Annotated in this window: 7 protein-coding genes; 2 read left to right on the forward strand and 5 right to left on the reverse strand. The window is 73.3% G+C overall.

The genetic code is table 11. The annotated features are described in order from the left end of the window. The 5 genes from HW837_RS11480 to HW837_RS11500 form a co-directional block, all read right to left on the reverse strand. Nucleotides 1-4,641, reverse strand: coding sequence for an FtsK/SpoIIIE domain-containing protein (locus HW837_RS11480; RefSeq protein WP_193381289.1), 4,641 nt, complete (start codon nt 4,639-4,641; stop codon nt 1-3). A 58-nt stretch (nt 4,642-4,699) separates the two neighbouring features. Next, a complete protein-coding gene (locus HW837_RS11485; protein ID WP_052683078.1) occupies nt 4,700-5,995 on the reverse strand; it encodes a hypothetical protein in 1,296 nt (431 codons plus the stop codon). Continuing rightward, the gene (locus tag HW837_RS11490; RefSeq protein ID WP_045561126.1) at nt 5,992-6,543 is read right to left on the reverse strand and encodes a sigma-70 family RNA polymerase sigma factor; all 552 of its coding nucleotides are present in this window, start codon (nt 6,541-6,543) and stop codon (nt 5,992-5,994) included. The genes HW837_RS11485 and HW837_RS11490 overlap by 4 nt, the downstream gene beginning before the upstream one ends. 404 nt (nt 6,544-6,947) lie before the next feature. Beyond that, nucleotides 6,948-7,247, reverse strand: a complete 300-nt coding sequence (locus HW837_RS11495; protein WP_045561127.1) for a hypothetical protein — start codon at nt 7,245-7,247, stop codon at nt 6,948-6,950. Nucleotides 7,248-7,335: 88 nt separating this feature from the next. Then, complete coding sequence (locus HW837_RS11500) at nt 7,336-9,579, reverse strand: coiled-coil domain-containing protein (protein WP_093790451.1); 2,244 nt, start codon at nt 9,577-9,579, stop codon at nt 7,336-7,338. A 250-nt stretch (nt 9,580-9,829) separates the two neighbouring features. On the opposite strand from HW837_RS11500, the gene HW837_RS11505 reads away from it, so the two are divergent. After that, nucleotides 9,830-21,796 carry an actin cross-linking domain-containing toxin gene (locus HW837_RS11505; RefSeq protein ID WP_193381291.1) on the forward strand — a complete coding sequence of 3,989 codons (11,967 nt, stop codon included), beginning with the start codon at nt 9,830-9,832 and terminating at the stop codon, nt 21,794-21,796. After that, nucleotides 21,793-24,483 (forward strand): right-handed parallel beta-helix repeat-containing protein, encoded by a 2,691-nt coding sequence (locus HW837_RS11510; protein ID WP_193381292.1) that lies wholly within the window; start codon nt 21,793-21,795, stop codon nt 24,481-24,483. Before HW837_RS11505 ends, HW837_RS11510 begins: the two co-directional genes overlap by 4 nt. The last annotated feature ends 79 nt before the right edge of the window (nt 24,484-24,562 follow it).

Below are 24,562 nucleotides of genomic sequence, written 5' to 3' on the forward strand. Positions count from 1 at the left end.
TCAGTGGTCCGTGTCGAGCACGGTCTCCGGGATCTGCACGTTGATCAGCTCGCCGGTGCGCTGGTCGACGGTGAGACCCCGGCCGGGCTTGCGGCCGCGCAGGTGGGCGTGGGCGAGGCGGGCGCCGACGAAATCGCCCTCCAGGATGCTCTGCGGGCCGAGGAGGACGCCCTTGCGGTGCCGTTTCAGGGCGCTGAGCCAGCCCATCGCGCCCGTCATGGTCTCGGCGGTGGCCGCGATGACGATGCCGATGCCTTGGTCCCGGCCGGACTGGGCCAGGGAGCGCAGGTTCTGGTCGATGTCCGGCAGGACGAACAGGTCGGCGTCATCCACCATGACCACCCGGGGCCCGCCGCCGGCCTCCAGGGCCTCGGTGAACTCCTCGACCGTGGGTTCCGTCGCGGTGATCAGCCGTACGCCGGGGTGGCTCCCCAGGGTGCGCAGCGGCGACTCGCGCGGGGCGAGGATCACCAGGCGGGTGCCGGCGGCCAGCAGGGAGACGGCGAGGGCGGCCAGGGTCGTGCTGCGGCCGGAGCCGGGCGGGCCGACCACCGAGAAGGTGGGCGAGGTGTCCGCGAAGTCGACGCCGACCGGGGAGACGTCGTCGCCGCCGAGGCCCAGCAGGCCCCACATCGGCCGGCGGAGCTCCTCCCCCACCTTCTCGTAGGCGTCGGTGAACGTGACCTTGACCGGCAGGGTGCCGATGCGGGCGGGGCGGCGGTCGGCCGGGAGTCCGGCGTCGCGCCGGGTGGCCTCGGCGCCGATCCGGCGCAGTGCCTCCGCCTGCTCCTGTCCGGAGGCGCCGGGGGCGAGCAGGGCGACCTGGATCTCGGTGCCGCCGTCGGAGGTGAAGCCGCGGCCGGGCAGGACGAGGTCGGGGATGTCGCGGGCCCGCTTGCCGACGGCGTGGTAGTCGGTGCGGTCGTTCAGGCGCAGCAGCAGTTTGTTGTCGTTGAGGGCGGTGGCCCGGCCGGACAGCAGGGCGCGCTCGGAGGTGGCGACGAGGTGGATGCCCGCCGCGGCGCCTTCCCTCAGGAGGCGGTTGAGCTGTTCGACCAGGCGTCCGCCGTTGTGGTCGGCGACGGCCTCGATCAGGGCGTCCCAGCCGTCGATGAACAGCATGACGTGGGCCGGGCGGTCCCCGGCGGCGACCAGTTCGCGCAGTTCGGTGAGGTTGCCGGCGTGGTGGCGGGTGAGCAGTTCCTGACGGCGCTCCAGATCCGTGTCGAGCCTGGCGAACAGCCGCTCCAGGCGCTCGATGTCACCGCGGGGGACCACGGCCCCGGTGTTCGGGAGCACGCCCAGCGCGGTGAGCGCGCCGCCGGCGTAGTCGACGCCGTAGAGGTGGACGTCGGCGCCGGAGTGGGCGCGGGCCAGTGCTCCGGCCATGGTGCGCAGCACCTGGGAGCGGCCCGAGCGCGGGACCCCGACGACGTACAGGTGTCCGAACTCGGCGAGGTCGAGCCGGACCGGCAGCTGTGCCTGGGCCTCGGGGATGTCCGAGAGCGCCCAGGAGACGGGGGCGGGCCGGGCGCCGCCGGACGTGTCCGGCTGGGGCAGGTCGTCGATCAGGACCTGCTGGCCGAGCGCGGGCAGCCAGGGGCTGGGCTGCGGGACGCAGTCGGCGAGCCGTGCGGCCTCGGACAGGGCCTCCACCAGGGCGTTGAGGTCGGTGGGCGCCTCCTCGGCCGTCAGGTCCACCGGGTCCGGGCCGTGCTCCCCCTCGGGGCCTCCGGGCCGGGAGACGGCTCGGCCGAGGCGCTGCCAGTGGAGCGCCGTGCCCCAGATCCGGGCCTCCTCGGCCGCCTGCCGTTCCTGGCGGGCCCGGGTCTCGGCGGACGGTTCGGCGACGGGCCTGGGGGTGCCGGCGTACGCGGTCTGGAAGGGGACGACGGTGCCGTGACCGAGCCGGGCCAGGGCGCGGCCGGGGGTCGCCGGGGAGATGCTGACGGCGTCCTTGGTGTCGATGACGTCCATGCTCTCCGAGGCGTCGGTGACCCGGAGCGCGATGCGCAGGTTGGTGTTGGCTCGGATGTCGGAGTTGACGACTCCGGCGGGGCGCTGGGTGGCCAGGATCAGATGGATGCCGAGGGAGCGGCCGCGCTGCGCGATGCCGACCAGGCCGGGGATGAAGTCGGGGATCTCCCGGTAGAGCGTGGCGAACTCGTCGATGACGATCACCAGTCGGGGCACGGGCGCCAGTTCGGGGGTCCGGCGGCGCATGCCCTGGTACTCGGGCAGGTCCTTGGCGCCGGCCTCGGCCAGGAGGTGCTCGCGGCGGGTGAGTTCGGCGGACAGCGAGGTGAGCGCGCGCTGCACGAGGTGGCTGTCGAGGTCGGTGACCATGCCGAGGGTGTGGGGCAGGTCGACGCAGTCCTTGAAGGCGCTGCCGCCCTTGTAGTCGACGAGCACGAAGGTGAGCTCGTCGGGGCGGTTCATCGCGGCGAGGGAGGCCACGAAGGTCTGCAGCAGTTCGGACTTGCCGGAGCCGGTGGTGCCGGCGACGAGTCCGTGCGGTCCGTCCTTGACCAGGTCGAAGGCGACCGGTCCGTCGTAGCCGGCGCCCAGCAGGACGCCGGTGGAGGCCGGGCGGTGCGCCCAGCGGGCGGTGATCAGCGCGGCGTCCGGCTGCGGCAGTCCGAGCAGGTCCAGCAGCCCCACCTCGCCGGGCAGGCCCTCGGAGGCGTCCGGGGTGACGTCACGGATCGGGGCGATGCCGCGGGCGGCGCGCTCGCACCAGTCGGGCTCGACCAGGTCGGGGCGGATGTCGGGGATGTCGGGCAGCCCGGTGCGGCGCAGGGTCAGCCGGTGGTCCTCGTGGCGGACGACGGCGGTGCACTCCTCCGGCAGGAGCCGTTCCTCCTGGTCCAGGCAGAGCGGGAAGATCCGCACGCCGGGGCCCTCCTTGAGGATCGACACCACGCCCGGCACATCGCGCAGTCGCCGGGCGCCGTCCATGACCACGAGGACGTCCGGCTCGCTCAGCAGCGCCTTGCTCATGGTGGACTCGGCGGCCCGCTGGCGGGTGCGCAGGGTGGAGACCAGCTCGGCGACACGGTTGGCGACCGTCTCGGGGTCGTTGCCGATGAGGGTGACGGCGCCGCCGCGGGTGCCGGGCAGGCCGTCGCGGGAGTGCGGCAGCCAGCGGGCCCAGTTCCAGGAGTCCTCGGAGCCCTTGTCGGTGAGGACGACGATCCGCAGGTCGCGCGGGGTGTGCAGGACGGCGGCCTGAGCCGTCATCCAGCGGGCCAGCGCCTGCACGGGTCCGGGCGCTCCGGCCAGTCCGACCACGCCGCTGTCGACCAGGCCGACGCTGACGGGGGCGTCCGGGATCGTCCAGTGGACGGCGGTGTGGTTGTCCTCGCGGGCCGTGTCGTCGATGCCGAGCAGCGACGGCTGGGGCGCGGTGCCGATGCGCAGGGCGAGGTGGTCCGGGTCGCCGCGCCGGCGCTCCCAGAGCCGTCGGCCGGGGCCGACCGCCCACAGTCCGGCGACCGCCGGGTCGGGCGCGCTCTCGGTGCGCAGCCGCCGTTCGGTGGCGACCTTCTCGCGGATGTCCTCCTCCAGGGAGGCCCGGCGCTGCCGGTAGACGCGGGACCGCTCCTCGTAGTCCCTGCGGGCCTGGCGCCGTCCGCTGAGGTAGTTCGCCGCCATCAGCATCGGCGAGAGGAACATGAAGATCAGATAGAAGTACGAGTTCCAGAACAGCATCATGGCCACGCCGAAGACCATCGGGGCGAGCGAGACCATCAGCGGGATCGGCCTGCGGGCCGGCGGGTCCGGCGGGCCGGGCAGCCGGAACCGCTCGGGTGCCAGGTGGGGCAGGATGCGCGGCGGCCGGTTGTAGTCGAGGCCGCCGCCGCCCTCGGAGGGCACCACGGCGGCGTCCCTGGGGGTCGGCTCGGTCAGCCGCAGCAGATACTCACCGACCGCCAGCTCGGCCCCGACGGCCCACGGCTGCCAGCCGTCGGGGAGCGCCGGGTTCTCGGTGTCCTCCTCGGGCCGGGCGTCCTCGCCCTCGTCCTCCTCGTCCTGTTCCGCCAGGGGCAGCAGCGGGGTGTCGGGCCGCCCCCGGTGCTCCGGCGGTTCCGGCAGGGACAGCCGGGCGGGCCCGCCCTCGCGGAGTTCCACGACGGCCGAACCGTCCGGGCGTACGGTCACCCGGATGCCCTCGGCGGGCAGGCCGCGGCCTTCGAGGGGCACGGCGGCGTCCTCCAGGGGGCCGATGCCGTGGGTGCCGAGGCCGAGGGCGTACACGCGCCCGGCGTCGGGGCCGCCCACCACCTGGAGTTCGACCACGGCCGCGTGGTCCGGCCGGTGCGGCTGCGGCATCGCGTCGCGCTCGGGGCCGTACGCGGTGACGGCCGGGGCCCGCGGGTGCCCCAGGGCGACGACGCTGCCGTCCATGAGCCGGGTGTCGGCGAGCCGGGTGCCCGGTGCGAGGGGCTCGTCGCCCAGGAAGCAGGCGGGGGCGGGGCCGGGCGCGGGGGACGGGCCGTCGGTCGCGTCCGTGTCCCCGGCGCGCAGCCTTGCCAGGTGGGCGGCGACGTCCTCGACGGGGGTGCTGCCGGACGCGGTGAGCAGAACGTCCTGGCTGCCGCGGGAATCGCCGCCGTCGACTGTGGTGATGAGGAGTTTCACTTCTCCCCTTGCGGGTGGTTCGGGGGGCGGGGGGACGGTGCGGGAGCGGGCCGGTCGGTCAGTCGTCCCTGGTGGTGGAGGAGGCCGCCGTGGGGCGTTCGCGGGCGGTGGCCGGTTCCGCGAGCAGGTCGGTGCCGGTGGCGGTGGGGACGACGGGTTCCGTCGGCTGTTCGCGGAGGGGCGTGGTCTCGTCAAGGAGGTGCGGACGGGGCTCCTCGGGGCGGCTCGGGCGTGGGCGGGCCGACGGCGGCTCCCGGCGCAGGCGGCGCCGGTCGGCGCGCACGGCGGCCACGACGGCGCGGCCCAGGGGGCCCGAGTCGGCGTCCAGGTCCAGCTCCGGCGCGGTCACCCGGCCCCGGCCGTCCACGCGGAGGGCCCAGGTGTGCCCCGCGACCCGGCCGTCGACCAGGCAGACGACGGCACCGGAGGCGGCCAGGGCGCCGAGCCTGCGGGCCTGGTCCGGGGTGGGGGCGGCGCAGACGACCACGGTGGTGGCGGTGCGTCCCGGCTCCCCGATGCCGTCGGGCTCCCGGGCTCCGGCTTCCTCGGCGGCGCTCCGACCGCCGGGGGCGGCGGCCGTCTCCAGCTCCGTCAGCAGCGCGTCGAGCCGTCGGCCCCGGTGCTGCGGATGGACCCCGTCGGCGACGACCGCCGAGGCTCCGCTGCCGGGCCGGTCCAGCTGGGCCGCGAGTGCCTGGAACAGCAGGCCGCGGGCGGCGGTGTCGCCCTCGACGGTGATCAGCCGCGGTCCGGCGGCCAGATCGACGTGGACACAGGAGTCGTCCGCCATGCCGACGGCGACCGGCAGCGGCCGCACCGCACCGGCGCGGGTGCGGCCCGGCGGCAACGCGTCCGCCTCGTCCAACGGCAGCTCCCAGCGCTGCGGGCCGGGTTCGACGGCGGTCTCCCACGGCGCGGGCGGTTCCGGCAGCCGGCGGGCGGCGATCTGTACGGAGGCCCAGCCGGGTTCGAGCCGCACGGTGTGCGCCACGGCGCCGGGGACGTCCGCGAGGGCGGCCGCCGCCGCGTCGAACAGCCGTCGTACGAGCAGTCCGCCCCGGGGGTCGGAGAGCTGGCGGGCGAGGGCCCGGACGCCTCGGCGGTGGCGGCGGTAGGCGCGCAGCGGCTCGCCGAAGGCCCGCCGGGTGAGGGTCAGCTCCCGGCCGACGCTCCGCCGGAACCGGCGCCAGCCGCCCCGCTTGCGGATCAGGTGCCGCAGCAGCAGCACGAGCAGGATCAGGACGACAACGGCGACGATGACGACGGTGAGGACCGAGTCGTCGGGCTTGCCGATCGCGACCAGCCGGCCGCCGTGTGCCGTCACGTCGGCGCCGGTCGCGACGGGCCCTCTCACGCCGCCGCCAGGGCGTGTTCGGGGTGCCGGCGGCGCAGTTCCCGTATCGCGTGGTGGGTGCGGGACTTGACGGTGCCCGGGGGGATGCCGAGGGCGTGGGCGGCGTCGGTCCCGGTGCAGCCGAGGACGTAGACGTAGAAGAGGACCTCGCGGTGGGGGTGCGAGAGCCGGGAGAGGGCGTGGACCATGAAGCGGCGCTGGACGGCCTGGCTCATCGGGTCCACCGGTTCGAGGTGCTTGTCCAGGGTGTGTTCGTGCGGGATGTCGGTGTGCACGCGCTCGCGGCGGGACCAGTCGATGACCAGGTTGTGCGCCACCCTCATCAGCCAGGCCCGGGACGGTGACCAGCCGGGGGGTTGGGTCGCGGTGCTCAACCAGGCGCGGACCAGGGTCTCCTGGACGAAGTCCTCGGCCCGCTGGCGGTCACCCCGGATGAGACCCGACACATAGCGCAGCAGGGGGCCGTGGTGCTCTTCGTAGAGTTTGCGGACGGAACCGTCGTGGGAGGAGGGCGTGGCCTCGCCGGTATCCGGCGTGCTCGCGGACATGGCGGTACTGGGTCTGGGCGTTCTCATGGATTCCCCCAGGGCCGGCGTGGATCTCTGGGCCGGTCCGGTCGGGCGCCGCGGCGGCGGCGTTGGCTGGCTAAGGAGCTGAGCACGGGTACCCGGGTGACCTCACGGTTCATGGGTGGAAGGTGAGGTTCCGCTGGGAGTCTATGAGCGCTTCCGGATGTTTCAAGGGTTCCTGAGAAGAACCTGAGGTTACTGACGGGAAGGAAACGTTCCTGGCGGATGGTCCGGAGAACCGGCGGCGGCCGAGGGGTTCGATTCGTCGAACAACGGGGTGAAAAGCGACAAGGGCGCCGGTCCGGGGGAAGGACCGGCGCCCCTGCCCAACGGGTGCCGACGGAGGGGGAGTTGAGGGGCCGGCACCCTGTCTCGGGGGTGGATCAGGCGGGGATGCCGCCCGCGATCTGCGAGTCGAGATTGTTCACCGCGTTGCAGATGTCACGGAACTGCTTGGAGAACTGCGTGATGTTGTTCACTGCCTCCGTCAACGACTTGTTGAAGTTGGCGTAGGAGGCCTGCATCTTCGGGCTGGTGGCCGTCAGCAGCAGGCCGCCCTGGAGCAGGCTCTCGACGTCGGCCTGCAGCGAGGACAGCTGGGGGACCAGGGTGTCGCTGACGGCGGAGTCGAGCTTCTTGGCGGTCCGCTCGACTTCCTCGTCGTCGATGACGTTCTTCGGCATGGTGCACCTCGTTCTCTGTTGATGGACCCGGCAGCGCGGGAAGAGCGCGCGGGGAGCTTCGGGGCGGGCGCCGCGGCGCCCGCGGGGGTCAGCGCCAGTTCTCGCCGAGCGTCCCCAGGGGAGGTTCGTCGCCGTAGCGCTCGTGCTGGGTGACGGATTCCTTCAGGTACCAGGTCCCGTCCTCGCGCCGCTGCCAGATCTCCTGGATCTCGTCGTTCGCGCCGGCCACGAAGCGCTGTCCCGTGTTCTCGTTGGTGACGACCTTCAGGACGGAGCCGTCCGGTTCCGTGTAGTTCGTCCGCGTGACCCCGTCCTGCACCTGGGTCGTCGTCCCCGGGGCGGACGAGTTCTGGGACGGGCGGCCGTCGGCGTCGACCACCGGGTTCTCCACCGTCAGGTAGGCGGGAGGGCGGTCCAGGAACTGCTGGTCGTCCTCCTTGCCGGCCTCGGAGTCGAGGTATGTCTCCTTGTCCATCCGCAGCACCCAGTCGCCGTCGGCCGTCTTGCTCCAGATCTGCTGGGTGTCCCGGCCGGTCGCGTCGGTGACGTAACGCGTCGCGGACCCGTCGGCGTCGACGTCCGTGTAGACCTTGGTGACGGTGCCGTCGGAGCTGCGGATCGTCGTCACGGAGTCGCCCTCGCCGGAGAGCGGGTGGTAGGTCTCCGAGTACGACAGGCCCGTGTTCTTGTTGGTGACGGTGGTGGTCGTCTCCACGGGGTCACCGTTCGCGTCGACCTTGATCTCGCCGTTCTCGTCGAGCTGGAACGACACCGTGGTGGTGCTGTTCTCGTCCTCCATCGTGTAGCCCTTGGGCACGAAGGCCTCGGGCGGCAGATCGTCCAGCTCGCCGCGCATGCCCCGGAGCTGGCCGAGGTCCTCGTCCTTGTCGAAGTCCCGGTCGCGGATCTCGTCGTACGCCTTGCCGAAGCCCTCCTCGAGGTCCTGCTGCCGCTGCTGGAGGGGCTTCTCCTCCTCGGTCAGCCGGGTCTGCTCGTCCTCGGTGTCGGCCTGGTCGTCCCACAGCTCCTTCTGGCGGGTCTGGAGGTCGGCGGCCTCCTGGTCCAGGGGAGCCAGTCGCGACTGGAGGTCGGCGCGGTCGGCGTCGAGGGCGTCCTGCTTGCCCTTCATGGCGTCCTCGACCTCCTGCTGGGTGGACCGCTCCAGGGCCCAGAGGTCCTTCTGCTTGCGCTGCAACTCGTCCTGGCGCTCGGCGAGGGGCTTCTGGTCGGCGGCCAGCGCGTCGCGCTCGGCGTCGATCTCCTTCTGCCGCTCGTTCAGCGGGTCGAACGCCTTCTGCTGGTCGCGCTGCTCCTGCTCCAGCGCGTCCCAGCGCGCCTCCAGGCCCTTGCCCTGCGACTCCCACAGGGCCTCGCGCTCCTTGTCGAGGGCGTCCTGCTCGCGCTGCCAGGCGTCGAGGTCGGCCCGGGTGACGCCGTCCTCGGACAGCAGCGCCTCCCGCTTGCGCCAGAGGGCCTCCTGCCGCTCCTGGAGGGCGTCCTGCTTGGCGTCGTAGGCCTTCTGCTCCTGTTCGAGGGCGGTGACCTTCTTCTCCATCGCCGCCTCCTGCTCGGCGCGGAGGGCCTTCTCGTCCTCCCAGAGCTGCTGCTGCTTGCGCTGGAGCTCCTCCTGCCGCTTGACCAGGGGTTCCTGTTCCGCACGAAGGGCGTCGGACTCTTTCTGCAGTTCATCGCGCTTCGCCTGGAGCTTCTCCTCGCGCTGCCTGAGGAGTTCCTTCTCCTCCTGCCACAGCTGCCGCTGCCTGGCCTCGAGTTCGTCCTGCCGCTTGAGCAGGGGCTCCCGCTTCGCGGCGAGTTCCTCCTGCTCCCGGTTGAGCTCCTGCTGCCGCTTGTCCTGGGCCGCGATCCGCTCGTCGAGCTTGTTCCGCTTCTCGACGAGGGCCTCCTGCTCCTTCTTCAGACGGGCCCGCTCCCTCTGGTAGCCGGCCTCCAGTCGGCGGGCCAGCGACGCGCGCCGCTTGCTGTCCAGCGTCTGCTTGCGCACCTCGTTCTGCCGGGTCGCCTCGTCACGGACCTGGGAGGTGACCTGCTGGGCGGCGCCGGCGGCGTGGGCGGCGTCCTGGTCGTAGAAGGCCTTGCCCGCCCGGTCGAGGAGGTTGCCGAGGTCGGTCATGGCCTGCCAGCCCTCCTGGAACGACTTCTTCCAGGCCCCGTAGAAGTCCTCCAGCGCCTCGGCCGTCTCCCGGCGGGGGCCGATGTCCCCGGGGGCGAACGTCTTGTCCGTCTGCGAGGTGACGTCCAGCTCGTCACGGAGGTGCCACAGATGCCGCGCGAGGAGGGTCATCAGGTCGTAGTCGTAGGAGACGCGCACCATGTCCGCCGTCCTTTCCTCGAAGCGGTCGTGTGGCAGGGCGACCGGGCGCCGGGAACGATTCCGCGGCCCGTGCCGGGGTTCGGTGCCGAGCCGCCCTGTAGACGAGGCGCCGGGCCCGGATGGTTCAAAGAATTTTCGGCCGCACCGCTCTGACCGGGGGAAATGTGGCGTGCGCCACTTCATTGAACTCTCAAGCCACCCAGGTACGTCTGCTTTCGGTACGCCAGTCCCGGACCGCGTGGAGGATTCGTTGGCCACCTCCGACGAGTGGAGCAGAGTCGGTTTCACCGGCAATCCGGTGACCGGGAACCCGGGCGTCCTCGAAAACATCACCAAGGAGCTGCGCGACCTCGGCGATCTGGCCGGACGGGTCAGCGGCGGCCTCGACACCCTGTTGACCAAGGCCGAGGACGGCGGCTTCGAGGGGCGGACCGCGGACGCGCTGCGGACGTACGTCAAGGACGAGCTGAAGACGTACATGGCGAACATCAACCGCTCGTTCGAGATGGCCGCCGACGCCACCGCCCGCTACGCCCGTGCCCTCGGGGACGCGCAGGACCGGGCCGAGAACGCGGCGGACACCGTGGCCGCCCTGGAGCGGGTCGGCGGCTCGCCGCTGGCCGACAACGATCCGGAGATGTCCCGCGCCCGCGGCGAGGTCGACGCGGAGCAGGACGCCGTCCAGGCCGAGGCGAAGATCCTGGAGGACGCCCTGCACGAGGCGTCCCGGCTGGTGTCGAAGCCCGTGAAGAAGCCGAAGAAGAGCTTCTGGAAGCGGTTCGTGTCGACGTTCTTCAAGGTGCTGGAGATCGTCGCGCTGGTCATCACCCTCGTCGCGGCCGTCATCGGCGGCCCGCTGGGGCTGGTGGCCTTCGGACTGGGCGCGGTGCTCTTCGCCAAGGCCCTCGTCGACTACGCCACGGGCAACGGCAACGCCCTGAGCCTCGGCCTCGCGTTCCTGGGCATCCTGTTCCCCTCGACGAAGGGCCTGACGACGCTCGGCGGACTGCTCCGGCTGGGTTCCTCGGGCGGAAAGGCCCTCGGCGGCGCCCTTTCGGCGAGCGGACGGCTGCTGTTCCGCGGCGGCAGGGCGCTGATGTCCTCCCCCGGCCGCATGCTGTCACTGGCGGGGCAGGGGCTGGTCCGGTTCGGCGGAGCGCTGGCGGGTCGCGCGGGCAGCGGGCTGATGGCGCTGCCCCGGCTGCTGTCGAAGACGCCCGCGATGCTGGGGTCGGCCCTGCGATTCATGGGCGGCTTCGCGCGCGGCGCCGTCCGGCAGGGCTGGTCCGCGCTGAGCCGCGACTTCTACCAGTCGACCGCGTTCGTCACCGGCGGCCTGGGAAGCAAGCTGGGCGTCTTCACGGTCATGGGCCTCGGCCGGCTCACGACCTCGGCGCTGCTGCCGATGCGGTACTCCGAGATCGCCCGGTTCGGCTACCGGGGCGCGGCCCGGATGGGATTCGTCGACCGGGGTCTGCACTTCTCCGCCCGCGGCCCCGGCCTCCTCACCAGGGCGGGTTCCCTGACCGGCGACCTGCTGGACCTGCCGGGCCGCAACCTCGACCGGGGCGGCGCCCTGCGCCCGTTCGACCGCACCGGCTCCGACAGACTCGCCGTCCCCGGCACACCCGAGTTCAACGACACCCTCGACGAGCTGGCCGACATCTCGGTGACCCCGGTGACCGCGCCCCGCACCCCGGGCTTCAGCTCGCTGCCGGGCCCGGGCCCCGTCCGGATGCCGGGCCGCCTCGACGACATGGGCGTACGGCTCGGCGTCCTCGACAACCTCGACACGGTGGGCCTGCCGGTCGGCACGGTCCCCGGTGGGCAGCGCCTCGGCCTGCTCAGCCCCGTGAACGAGCGCCTCCGGCTCCTCGACCCGGTGACCGGCCGCGTCGGCGACGGCCTGCTGCCGCCGCCGACCGTGCTCGACGAACTGCGGGACCTCGACGCCCTCACCGGCATGGAGCGCACCCCGGCCGGTCTGCTGCGCCCCCTCGACGACCTGGCCGGACTGAGCCTCGACAGCCGGCTGGGCGGACTGACCGAGACGCAGGTGCGCCAGATCCTGGACGGCGAGATCGATCTGGTGCGAGTCACCCCCGACGGGGTGGTCCTGCGCATCGGGAAGACCGATCCGATCGACGTCCGCGTGGGGCTGAAGGACGGGGTGACGATCGAGGCCCTCGGACCGGCCGACCCCCGCGTCCCCACCTGGAACGCCACGAAGGGTGCCGAAGGCCTCGACGACCTCGGCATCAAGCTCGACGACCTCACCCGGCTGCTGCCCGACACCGGCGACGGCTCCCGCACCGCCCGCGACCTGCTCGGCCTGGGCCCGGTCCGCAACGACGTCACCGCTCCCCCGGCCACCAGGCCCTTCACCGCGCTGACCCTGCGGGACATCGTCACCGGCGGCGCCACCGGCAGACTCGCCACGGAACGCTTCCAGACCTGGCTGCGCGCCCAGGACGCCCAACTGCAGCTGGACACCGCCGGGCGCAGGCTCGGCGACCTCGACGGGCTGACCGACGTCCCGCCGCTCAGCCGCGCGCGGGCCGAGCTGGACCTGAGCGCCGCGCGACTCGGCCTCGACCGGGCCCGGATCGCGTTCGACCGGCTCGGGATGAACCTGGACACGGTCCGCCGGGACGTCGTGGTGATGACGGCCCGGACCGACGGCCTGGTCGCCGCCCTGCCCACCGGTGAACTGCGGCTCCTGGACGACCTCGGGACGCCCACCGGCAGCTGGATCACCATGGAACCGGGCCAGAACGTCACCTGGGTGCTCAGGACGGACGCCGGGATCGTCCCCGACGTCGAGGTGCGCATGGTCGACGGGGGCTTCACCGTCACCGGGCCCGAGGGTGCCGTCACCCGGTTCGGCGCCGACGGGCTCCCGGACCGGCTGGCCTTCGCCGCCGACCGGTCCGTCGACATCCGGGCCATCACCCCGGCCCCGGTCTGGCGTGCGACCGACGAGACACTGTGGCGCATCGGCGGCAGACGGCCCCTCGACCAGATCTTCCGCGAGGGGTTCACCGTCCGCGATCCGCTGGAGACCAACCTCGACGTCATGGTCAGGACCGGCCAGCCGTCCGCGTTCGTCAGCACGACGACCGACCGGAACCTCGTCTGGGACGGGATCTACAAGTTCGAGATCGAGGCGTCCGGCGGTATCGACGTCGGGCGGACCTTCGAGCGCTCCCTGGGCCCCGATGCCTGGCGCGCCTCGGGCTGGGCGTCGGAGAACGAGATCGCCTTCCCCGGAGGTATCGCCTCGGAGTTCATCCGGGGCGCGTACCGGATGGACGCCCAGCAGAACCTGCTGGAGTGGATCCCCAACCCCAACTTCCGAGGCAGCGATCCCCTGCCGACGCTGGCGGCGGATCTGCGCGTGCCCGGCGAGGGCACCCCGGGCATCACCGGCGGAGCGACGTCGGGCCCCAGCGCGCTCGACTTCCAGGGGCTGTCCCTCGACGACCAGCTCCGGCTGCTGGACCAGCTGGACCTGGGCGGGACCGGCGCCCTCGACGACCTCGGCTCACCGAACGGGCTCGGCTCGCCGAACGGCCTGGACTCCCCGACCGGGCTCGACTCGCTGAGCAGGGGCGACTCGCTGAACGACCTGGGCAGCCAACTGGATGACCTCGGACACCTCTCCGACGACTTCCGGTTCGACCGCTTCGACGCGCCCGCGCCCCGGACGGACACCGTGCTGGTGGACCCGGCCGACGTCACGGGCGTGACCGGCTTCCGGGCGGAGTGGCAGCGGACCCCGCTGGAGGACGGCGGCTTCCGCTTCACCGACCCGACCGGTGACCTCCGGCTGGTGTTCGACGCGAGCGAGGTACAGCGGTTCACCGACATCCGGCTGCCGGGCGCCGACGGCTTCGTACGCTTCGACGCCGACCCCGGGCCGGGATCGCTGCCCCGGATCGTCGGCGAGGACGGGGTGGCGCTGCCCGGCGGTGCGACCGTGGAACCGGTCAGGGGCGCGCTGGGCGTGGTCACCGGGGTGCGGGTGCAGTCGGTCGACGGCGCCTGGATCGGCCGCTTCGACCTCGACGGCACGCGGCTGTCGGAACAGCTGACCCTGTCCGGCCCCACCGGCGGCCCGCTGCCCGGGTCCCGGCTGACCACGACGTTCTCCCGGCTGCCGGACGGCACACCGTCGGCGACGTACCGGCTGGCGGTGCCGGGCGCGGGCGACGGCGCCTTCACCGTCGTACGGCTCGACGGCGATCCGGCGCGGCGGCTGCCGGGCGGCTTCGCGGTGACCGACACGGCGAACGGGACGCGGTTCGTGTTCGACCGGGGCGGCCGGTTCGTGGATCTTCCCGCGGACGGGGTGCCGACGACCGGGCTGGACACGTTCGGCACGACGGTGCCGGACACGGCGGCGCGTCCGGTGACGGCCCTCGACGATCTCGGCGGGCTCGACGGGCTCGACGACCTCGGCGGTCTCGGCGGCAACCCGCCCGGGCAGCTTCCTCGGCTGTCCGTCTCCGGAACCGGAGTCCTGGACGACGCGGCGAGCGAGGTCACGGGACCGCTCCCTACCGGCGAACGCCTGTCCCTGGAGGACCTGGCTGTTCCGGCGCCGCCCCACGTGGCTCCACCCCACGCCGCTCCGCCCCCGCCCGCCCCGCCCCGTGTCGCTCCGCCACCGGTTCCCGCCGCCGCTCCCCCGGCGCACCTGCCCGGGGCGCCGGGGGCGACCAGGGCCCCGCGAGCCGTGGCGCCGGGATTCGACACGTCCTTCCCCGCCCCCTCCATCGGCACCGAGAGCGAACTCAGCGGGTTCGTCGTCGCCCTCCCGGACAGCGCGGACCGGACCTTCGCCTTCGTGTCGAAGGCCGACACCGACGAGCCGCTGCTCATGGTCACCAAGGACATGAGCAAGGGCGGGTACGCCAACCCCGCGGACCTCTCGATGGCACAGCGCGGCAACTGGCAGACGCACACCGTGGAGCTGATCACCTACCCCTCCCGCCTGGGTGACCAGGGGGCGATCGGCGCCCGCGACGGCGCGACCCAGTGGCTGCTCGACGTCTTCAAGGAGCGGCTCGGCATCCACAACCACCGGCCGCTGGAGTCGATGGTCAGCCCCGACGGGCTCTACCGGTTGCAGGTGACGAGCGACCGCCATGTCATCGCGGCGGGCACGGGCCTGGAACTCGAGGGCATCCCCTCCGTCTCCATGCCGACCACCCAGCAGCAGGCCACGATCGGCATCAGGGCCGTGGACTTCGGCTCCCGCGCCACGCCCGAGCTGAGACTGCTGGCGGACCACGCCCACTGGTACAAGCCCGCCTTCCGCGACGACGACGCCCTGCGGACGGCGCTGACCCGGGAGACGCTCGACGCGCCCGAGCAGGTCGAGAACGCGTACACCTATGTGAAGTCCGTCATCGACTTCACCGCCGACCTGGTCCGCAGGCACGGCATCCCCATGGAGGACTGGGCCGGCGCACCGCCGTACCTCGGTCTGACCCACCCGGCGGTGAAGAACGAGTGGTCCGTACTGCCCAGGACCAGACCGAGCCTGGTCCTGGACTCCCTGTCGCCCGGTGACCGCGCCGTGACGCTGAGACTCCTGCGCGAGGCCCCCGCCCTCGGGCACGAGCCGGTGTGGAAGGCCGCGCGGCAGTACATCCTGAACGGCAACGAGGTGGCCGGACGTGGCATCAACAACGCCACGGTCGGCGGGGAACGAGCCCTGTTGTTCGAGTTCCGCTCCCTCCCCGACGAGCTGAAGGGCGCCGTACCGCACGAGAAGGCACCTGTCGCCGTGGTGACCGACCCGTTGGCGGAGCTGGGCGGGAACCGGGCCGTCGGCGTCCAGAGGATCAACGACTTCGTCTCGGGGCCGGAGAACAGGGACGCCTTCGCGGACTGGTACCGCACGGAGTTCCCGAGGGATCCGGACGCCGGGCGGATCCATCAGAACAAGAGCACCGACGCGATCCTGAGGATGGCGGCGGCCCGTCACAAGGCCGAGTGGATCAACCTGCGGCACCCGCAGGCCTGGCAGGACATCACCACCAGGCCGGTGGCACCCGTCAGGCCGCCGGTCTCGGCCGTCCCCTCCGTCCCGCCGGTGCCCCCACGTGCCGACGGGGTGCCGCTGCCGGGCGGGACGAACCGTCCGCCGACCAACCTCGACGAGCCGCACATCCCCGCAGCCGACGTGCCCCGGCCCGCACAGCCGACGGGGGTCGACCTGCCCCGGATCACCCGGACGCCGCACGTCGACCTGCCCCTGACCACGCGCACCCCGCACGTCGACCTGCAACGGATCGCCCAGGCCCCGGAGCCGGACCTGCCGCGCATCACCGACGGGCCGGACGTCACCCTCCGCCCCACGGCCGCCCCCGAGCTGAGCGGCTCCCCCCTGGTGGGGCAGTCGCTCGACTCCACGCTCCCGCCCGTGCCCTCGGTGCGCGAGGTTCCGCTGTCCGGGCTGGACGACGTGGCCGGGCTGCGGCTGCGCGTCACGGAGGTGCCCGCGACCGACGCCGCCCCGGCGTCCGTCCGCGTCGAGGTGCTGGACCTCACCGCCCAGGGCGGGCCGGCGCGGCTGCCGGACGCCTCGGTCACCGTGCGGGAGGGCGGTGGATTCACGGCCACCGGCCCGCAGGGCGGCGTGCGCTGGCAGTTCGACGCCGCGGGGCGCCTGGAGCACCGGGAACTGCCGCTGACCGGCACCGACTTCTCGCTGCGCTTCACCGACGACGCGCTCCGCCCGATCCAGGTGACCGGCCCGGACGGAGTCCCCGTCCCCGGCGCCACGGTCAGGCCGGTGCGGGACGCGTCCGGCACGCCGAGCGAGCTCACCGTGCGCGTGCCGATGCCGGGCCCCGACGGCCCCGCCGCGGTCTGGCGCTTCGAACCCGGCGGCCTGACGCACTCGCGGGAGCTGCCGCTCACGTTGCCCGGCCCGAACGGCCCCTCCGGTCTGGGGCTCCGGACGACGACCGCACCCGGCGCGGGCGGCACCACGACGAGGGTGCTGGAGCTGACCGGTCCGCCGGCCCTCACCGCTTCCTTCCGGCTCGACCCGGTGGGCGGAACGCTCGCCGGACGGCTGCCGCACGGCTTCACGGTCACCGACACGAGTACGGGTGCCCGCTTCCACTTCGACGCCGACGGCCGCCTGGCGCTGCGCGACGGGCCCGCCCAGGACGGCTCCGCCTTCCTCCGCATCACGGAGGGGGCCGGGCCGGACACCCCACCCGTACGCCTCGACGACCTCGGAGACCTCCACGGCCTCGGGGACGACCTGAGCCCGCGGGAACGAGCGCTCACGGACGACCTCTGGAACGACCTGTCCCAGGACGTACGGCCCCTCTCCCTCGACGAACTCAACCGCGTCCTGGGCCCCGACTCACCGCGCATCGACGCGTTGTCCGACGTCAGCGACCTCTCGGACACCGAGTGGGCGAACCTCCAGGCACGCCTGGACGGCGTTCTACGGATGGACGACGGCCCGTCCGGCACCGACGAGCCGTTCCACATCCCGCTGACCGGCGTGGACGACCTGGCGGACTTCGACCTACGGGTGTCGCGCCTCCCGGCGACCGACGAGGCGCCCCAGGGCACGTACCGTCTCGAACTCACCGACCGCACCCCCGGCGGGACCGGACCGGTGCGCGCGTCGGACTTCACGGTCGAACGGCTGGACGACAGCGGCCGGTTCGCGGTCGTCGATCCGACCGGCGGCACCCGCTTCGAGTTCGCGCCGGACGGCACCTTCCTCGGGCGGCAGGCCGCGCTCCCCCACGACGGGTTGCCGCAGGGCCTGCGACTCCATGTGACACACACCCCCTTGGGCGACGGCACCAAGAGGCTCTGGGTCGATGTGACCGGCGCCACCGGTTCGATCCGGTTCACCGAGCTCGACGCCACGCTGTCCGCACGGCTGCCCGGCGGCTTCACCCTCACCGACACCGTCACCGGCTCGCGCTTCCACTTCGACAACACCGGCGGACTCGCCTTCCGCGACCTGCCCGACCCGGAGGGCCCCGGCTTCCTCCGCTTCACCGAGGGGGCCGGCCCGGACACCCCACCCGTACAGCTGGACGAACTCGGCGCGCTCGACGACGTCGGCGCCCTCGGCGACACCCTGGGCGAACGCTTCCCGCTCGGCTCCCTCCCGGAGCACGAGACCCTGGACGACGCGCTGGGCAACGCCGAACTCGCCCGCGTCTTCGAGCGCACGCTCGACGAGGCCTCCGGCCTGCGCACGGTCCCGGAGGGCGATCCGGTCGACCTGTCCGGCGTCGCCGGCGCCCTGGACTTCCTGCACACCGCCCCCGACGGACACGCGTTCCAGGCGCTGGACCTGCCCGGCGTACAGCGGCTGGCGGACGATGCGGCGGCCTCGCTCGACCGGCTCGGGCTGCGCCCCGACCTGCTCGGCGAGCACCTGCGGGAGCTGACCGAACGGGCCCGGCTGGGCCTGCGGCGCGGTGCCGTGGGCGCCCTGGACGAGTACCTCGACCTGCCGCTCGCGACCCGCCTCGAAGACCTGCGGGCCACCACCCCGACGGGCCGCGCCCTCGGCGACTTCACGGTCACGCCGACCCCGCACGGCGGCCCCGGCGGCACCCGCTACACCGTGCGCCACCACCCGTCCGACCTGACCCTGGGCTTCGACGCGAACCGCTCGCTGGTCCACCAGGAGGTCTTCCTGCGGGGCGGCCCGGCCGAACTCGACGGGCTGAAGGTGGGGATCACCGGCCGCTCGGTCGACGGCGGGCCCTGGACCCCGACGGCGGCCGACTTCGCCGGCGCCCGCCCCGCCGACGACCTCTTCACCCTCTCCCCCGGCACCGAGCCGCGCGGCGGCCTCGTCCTCACCGACGCGGCCGGCACCACCCGCTGGCACTACGGCCCCGAGGGTGTGCACGCCTTCCGTGACGTCGACCTGCCCGGCGACCGGGGTGTCCTGCGCTTCGAGGCCGGCGGCGCACCCCAGGTGCTGGACGTGTCGGGACATCCCCGGCCCGGTTTCCGTGCGGAGGCGCTCGACCACGGCAAGGTCGCCCTCGTCCCCACCGCCAAGGGCACCCAGCCGCTGGAGCGGGCGGTGTTCGACCCGGCCGGCACGCTGCTGGAGGAGACCGTCGCCGTACGGGTCAAGGGCGGCAGGGTCAACGGTCAGCTGTGGAAGATCGACCACGCGGGCGGCACGGCCGTACGGCTCGACGACACGGGGACCCCGCTCACCGGACGCTTCGACACCGCGAAGCTGGAGAAGTCCGCCACCGGTCAGTACAAGCTGATCGGCGAGGGCAAGGTGACACTGTTCGAGCGCGAGGTGCTCGGCAACGGACATGTCCTCCACCTCGATCTGGACCGGTTCGGGCGGGCCCGCTGGACCGAGTTCGACGAGGCCGGCAACCGCTTGCGGGCCGGGGAGCGGATCTTCGACGGCGACCGCCGCACGTACCACGACACGCTTCCCTACCGCTGGGCCCCGGTGGACGTCCTCGACGTGCGCACCTACACCAAGGCCCTGGACGGGGGTCTGATCCGGGCGGAGAAGAACACCGAGGGCAGCTGGGCCTGGACGCGGTTCGACAAGGAGGGCGCCGAGGTGCTGCACGGCACCCGCGACTGGTCCTGGACGCGGATCGGCTACAAGGACACCTATCTCGACCCGGCCACCGGGGAACGGGCCGTGGCCCAGCGGCGGGGCGACTTCTGGCCGTTGAACGGCTACCACGGCTCCCGCCAGTACCTGGAGCATCCGCTGCTGTCCGGCCCCGCGCCCGGCGGCATGCGGACCAACCCGGTGCTGCACACCGCCGTCGGCCCCAACAACAAGCCGATCGACTTCATCGACGAACTCACCGAGGAAATGGCCCAGTTGGCGGACGGCGGCACCCTGCACGTCGCCCGGATCTCCGACCAGCGCCTGCCGGCCGCCGTCTGGTACCCGCGCGCCGGCCACGGCCGGTTCGACGGGTTCTTCCGCAACTTCGTCACCGGCGACTCCATGTTCCAGGTGTCCACCTGGACGGAGACCGCCGCCGACGGCGCCAAGCTGCGGGGGGTCCGGCTGACCGCGCACGCCGGCCGCGGCTGGCAGGACATCGACCAGTTCGGCCGGGTCGTCCGCGAGACCCGCACCCTGGAGAACGGCAGTGTCGTCGAGGTGGGCCGCAGCGCCACCGACCCCAAGCAGTGGGCCCCGGCCCCGAAGTGGAACGGCTCGGCGGACGCCTACGAGCTGCCCTGGCTGGACACGAAGAGCGGCAGGACCGGCACCCGGTACGTCTCCGCCGACGGCGGCTTCGTGGACGTCTTCAAGAACGCGGCCGGCGACGAACTGCTGTCCCTGCGTTCCCAGGGCACCGGGGTCCGCGAGTACCTCGCCGAGAACCCGGCGCGCGGCATCGGCGCCGACGACGTGTCCGGGGTGTGGGTGGACAAGAACACCCAGCTGCAGATCACGGGGCGCCGCGACCACTGGGGCGATCTGTTCGTCGAGGCCCATGGCGACCCCCGCAAGGACCACTGGACCTGGACGGCCACCGGGCCTGACGGGGAGGTCACGGAAGGCGTCCGCATCCAGAACCGCGGCTCCCTGGTGCACACCCGTACCTGGGACGACTCCTTCGTCGACTTCGAGCGGTTGCCCGGCGGCCGACGGGGCGACGCCGTCCGCGAGCGCGACGCCACCGGCGACGGCTCCCTCTGGGTCGACGCCACCCGTGATCCCGACGGCACCTGGTCCTGGCGGAAGATCAACGCGGACGGGACGGTCGAGTCCCGGGGCATCCGCACCTACCAGGACCTCGCGGGGGGCCGCTGGACCGACCACATCGGCACCGACGCCGTACGGTTCCGCAACGGCGGCCGGGTCCGCGAGTACGCGTACACGGTGAACGAGCGGCTCGCTCCGCCGCCCGTGGCGTCCGGGCGGATCTCCCTGTCGGACCTCCTCTCGCGCTCCGCGCGGCACTTCGAGACGGATGTGTCGGCCACCGTGAACCGGGAGGTCTGGCAGGAGTTCGACATGGGCAAGGTGATCCGCCGCCGGGATCCGGTGGAGGGGTTCGAGGGCCGCTTCCGGGAGTCGGAGTCGCTGTGGAACCAGTGGCGCGAGTACCAGGACGGGCGGCTGGTGGCCCAGCGCACCATCACCGGACGGGTCTGGGTCACCGACGCCTTCGGCCGCTGGTCGAACTTCGACATCGCCAAGCTGCCCGAGATCAGCAGCCTGCCCAGGGTCGGCGGCGAGGTGGGCCTCGACGGACACCGCAGCTGGCGGCTGGTCGGACGCGAGGTCGACTTCCGCGGCTACACCACCGAACTGCGCGGCTACAACCGGGAGTTCCGCGATGTGTTCCACGAGATCTGGACCGGGGCCGAGGACGGTTCCTCGGCCGCCATGCCGATGTGGCGGCACCAGCTCCGCAAGGCCGTCACCGACTTCACCATGGGCTATCTCATCGAGTTCGGCACCAGCTTCGCCGTGTCCGCGATCGTCGCCGACCTCGACAACAAGAAGTTCGACCTGACCACGGCCCTGCAGCGGGCGGCGCTCAACGGCGCGATCGGCGGCGGCATCCGCGTCGGCGTCAACGTCGCCTACGACACCACCCGCCTCGGCTACCTCAAGTACGGCCTGACCAACCTCGACCAGGGACAGGACTGGCACCGCCACCCGCTCGCCTCCAACGACGACTGGGACGGCGAGTGGACCGTGTTCGAGAACCCCGTCCGCTGGCGCTCCGGCACCTACGACTTCTTCAACAACCTGGGCGTCGGTGTCCTCACCGGTTTCGTCAACGGCGCCGTCAACGCGGCCGTGTTCGGGGTCGACGGCCACAAGCGCACCGGCGTCGACGCGCTCGAAGCGGGCGCGTGGGGCGCGGCGGCGAGCGCCTTCGCGGGGGTCACCAGCGGTCTGCTGCGCTACGGCGTGCACGCCGTAGCGGGCTCCCGGCTCTTCCACCGCGGCGGCCCCGGCGAGCTGATCTGGCAGATCGCCGAGGCACTGGGCGCGGGCACCCTCAACTACGGGCTCAACAACAAGAACGCCGACATCCAGCCGTCGCGCGCCTTCCCGCCCCCGGCGAGCACCACAACCTCGGCAACCACCCCGGCCGCCCTCACCGCGCCGATACGGCCACCCACACCCCCGCAGCCGCCGCTCACCATCGACCCGGCCGCCCTGCCCGACGGAACGGAGCTCCTGTGACCCCCACCGCCACCGTGCACCGGGTCGCCCCGAAGGGACGCGGCGCCCATCGCAGTATCGCCTCCGCCCTGCGCGCCGCCCGCGACGGCGACGAGATCCATGTCTCCCCCGGCGAGTACGTCGAACACCTGCTGATCGACCGTGCGGTGCTCCTGGTGCCGGAGGAGGGCGCGCGGCACGCCGTACGTCTGCTGGCGGCCTCCCCCGGCCGCCCGGTGCTGGAGGTCGCCGCGCGGGACGTACGCGTCGAGGACCTCGTCCTGGTCGGCCAGGACCCGGGGCTGCCGGCCGTGCTGGTGGCCGCCGGGGAACTGGAGCTGGACTGCTGCGACGTGTCCGGCGGCCGGGTGGAGGCGGGCGGGGAGGCGTCGCTCGTCCTGACGGACTGCCGTGTCGCGGGGGCCGAGCTGGCGGCCGTGCACCTGAACACCACCGGATCGGCGCGGCTGACCCGGGTCGTCGTCGAGGACGTCGAGGGGACCGGTGTCGTCGTCGGCTCCCGGGCCACCGCCGAGGCCGAGGAGCTGACGGTACGACGAGTCACCGGGTCCGGTGTCCGGGTCCGGGGCGGCGCCCGTGTGACCCTGCGGGAGTGCCGGATCTCCGGCCCCGGCCGCAGCGGGCTGCTGGTGGAGGACGGCGCCTCCCTCACCGCCCGGGACTGCCGGGTGGAGGAGACGGCCGCCGAGGGCGTCCGCGTGCTGGGCAGCGCGGCACGGTCCGCCCCGCCCGCCGGGGACGGGGAGCCCGGCGAGGGCGGGGTGGTCCTCACCCGCTGCGAGGTGCTGCGCGCCGACGGGGACGGGGTCGCCGTCTCCGGCGACGGCGACGTGCTGATGCTCAACTGCCGGCTGCGGGACGGTGCGGGGCCCGGGGTGAGCGTGGAGGACGAGGGCCGCGCCGAACTGGTCGACTGCCAGGTGGACGGGGCGCAGGGCTCGGGCCTGGTGGCCCGGGGCACCGCCCGGCTGTCGGCCGAGGGCACCTCGGTGACGGGCAGCCGGGCCAACGGGCTGCTGGCGGGCGGCCGCTCCGAGGTACGGATGGACAACGGCGACCTGACGGCGTGCTCGTTCAGCGCGGTGCACGCCTGCGACGACTCCCGGGTGACGCTCACCGCCTGCCGGATCGGCTCCTCCGCCGAGCACGGCGTCCGGGCCACCGACCGGGCCGGACTCACCGTGGAGGGCGGCCGGATCTCGGACTGCGGGCTGTCCGGGGTGCGGATCGACGGGGCCGCCGAGGCGCGGATGCGCGGGCTGTCCGTGGTGCGCGGCCGGGCCGGGATCACCACCGAGTCGTCCGGGACCGTGGTCCTGGAGGAGTGCGATGTCGTCGGCGCCGAACGGTCCGGGATCTCCTGCGGCACTCGGACCGCGCCGGTGCTGCGGGACTGCCGGATCAGCGGGACCGGCACGGCCGGCCTGGTCATCGGCGAGGGCGCCACGCCGAGCGTCGAGGGCTGCACGGTCCGGGACGCGGCCGGCTCCGGCGTCGTGGTGGGGCCGCGCGCCGAGCCCCGGCTCCGGGCCGTGACGGTGGCCAGGACCGGCAAGAACAGCCTGTTCGTGGGCGAGAAGGCCCGCGGCACCGTCGAGGACTGCGTCTTCGGCGGCGCGGGCACCGAGGGCTCGGCCTTCCCCGCCCTGCACGTCGCGACGGGCGCGGCGCCCGTCCTGCGCGGCTGTCTGGTCCGGGACTGCGAGGAGGACGTGGCGCTGGAGAAGGGCGCTCGCCCGGTGTTCGACGACTGCGTCTCGCGGGACGTGAAGAACCCGTCCCTGCCGACCGGCGCCGAACAGGCCCTGTCGGCGGCCGGCGGTCCGGAGGCGGCGGGTGCCGGGACCACCGCGCGGGAGACCGAGGCCCCCGCCGAGGACACCCTGGACGACCTGCTCGCCGAGCTCCAGGGCCTCGCTGGTCTGGAGCGCGTCAAGAACGACGTCTCGTCCCTGGTCAAGCTGATGCAGATGGTCCGCCGCCGCGAGGAGATGGGCCTGGTCCCGCCCCCGCTCAGCCGCCACCTCGTCTTCACCGGCAACCCGGGCACCGGCAAGACCACCATCGCCCGCCTCTACGGCCGTATCCTCGCCGCCGTCGGACTGCTGGAGCGCGGCCACCTGGTCGAGGCCGACCGCTCCGCCCTGGTCGGCGAGTACGTCGGCCACACCGGGCCGAAGACCGCGCGGGTCTTCCAACAGGCCCGGGGCGGCGTGCTGTTCATCGACGAGGCGTACTCCCTCACGCAGTACGCCGGGTCCAACGACTTCGGCCAGGAGGCCATCGCCACGCTGCTGAAGCTGATGGAGGACCACCGCGACGACGTGGTGGTCATCGTCGCCGGATACCTCAAGGAGATGGAGGCCTTCGTCCGCTCCAACCCCGGCCTCGCCTCCCGCTTCAACCGCACCCTGCTCTTCGACGACTACAGCGGTGCCGAACTGGTGAGCATCGTCGAGCACCAGGCCGCCCAGCACCAGTACGAACTGACCCAGGACGCCCTCGCGGCGCTCACCACGCGCTTCGACGCCATGCCCCGCGACCGGGGCTTCGGCAACGGCCGCACGGCCCGCCAGTTGTTCCAGGCCATGACGGAACGCCAGGCCTACCGGGTCGCCGAGCTGCCGGAGGCCTCGGAGGCGGACGTGATGACCCTCAGACCGGAGGACATCCCCCAGACCCTGTGAGCCGGGCCGCCCGGCACACGCCCGAGGCCGGCCCACCGACCGTCACCGGCCCCCGGAACGTTCCGGCGCCCCGACCGTT

The sequence above is a fragment of the Streptomyces caniscabiei genome (assembly GCF_014930365.1).
GTDB classification, from domain to species: Bacteria; Actinomycetota; Actinomycetes; order Streptomycetales; family Streptomycetaceae; genus Streptomyces; species Streptomyces caniscabiei.

Bases quoted from the DNA above. Each gene is read 5' to 3' on its own strand.
- HW837_RS11490 (WP_045561126.1), bottom strand. From the start codon at position 6,543: ATGTCCGCGAGCACGCCGGATACCGGCGAGGCCACGCCCTCCTCCCAC.
- HW837_RS11495 (WP_045561127.1), bottom strand. From the start codon at position 7,247: ATGCCGAAGAACGTCATCGACGACGAGGAAGTCGAGCGGACCGCCAAG.
- HW837_RS11500 (WP_093790451.1), bottom strand. From the start codon at position 9,579: ATGGTGCGCGTCTCCTACGACTACGACCTGATGACCCTCCTCGCGCGG.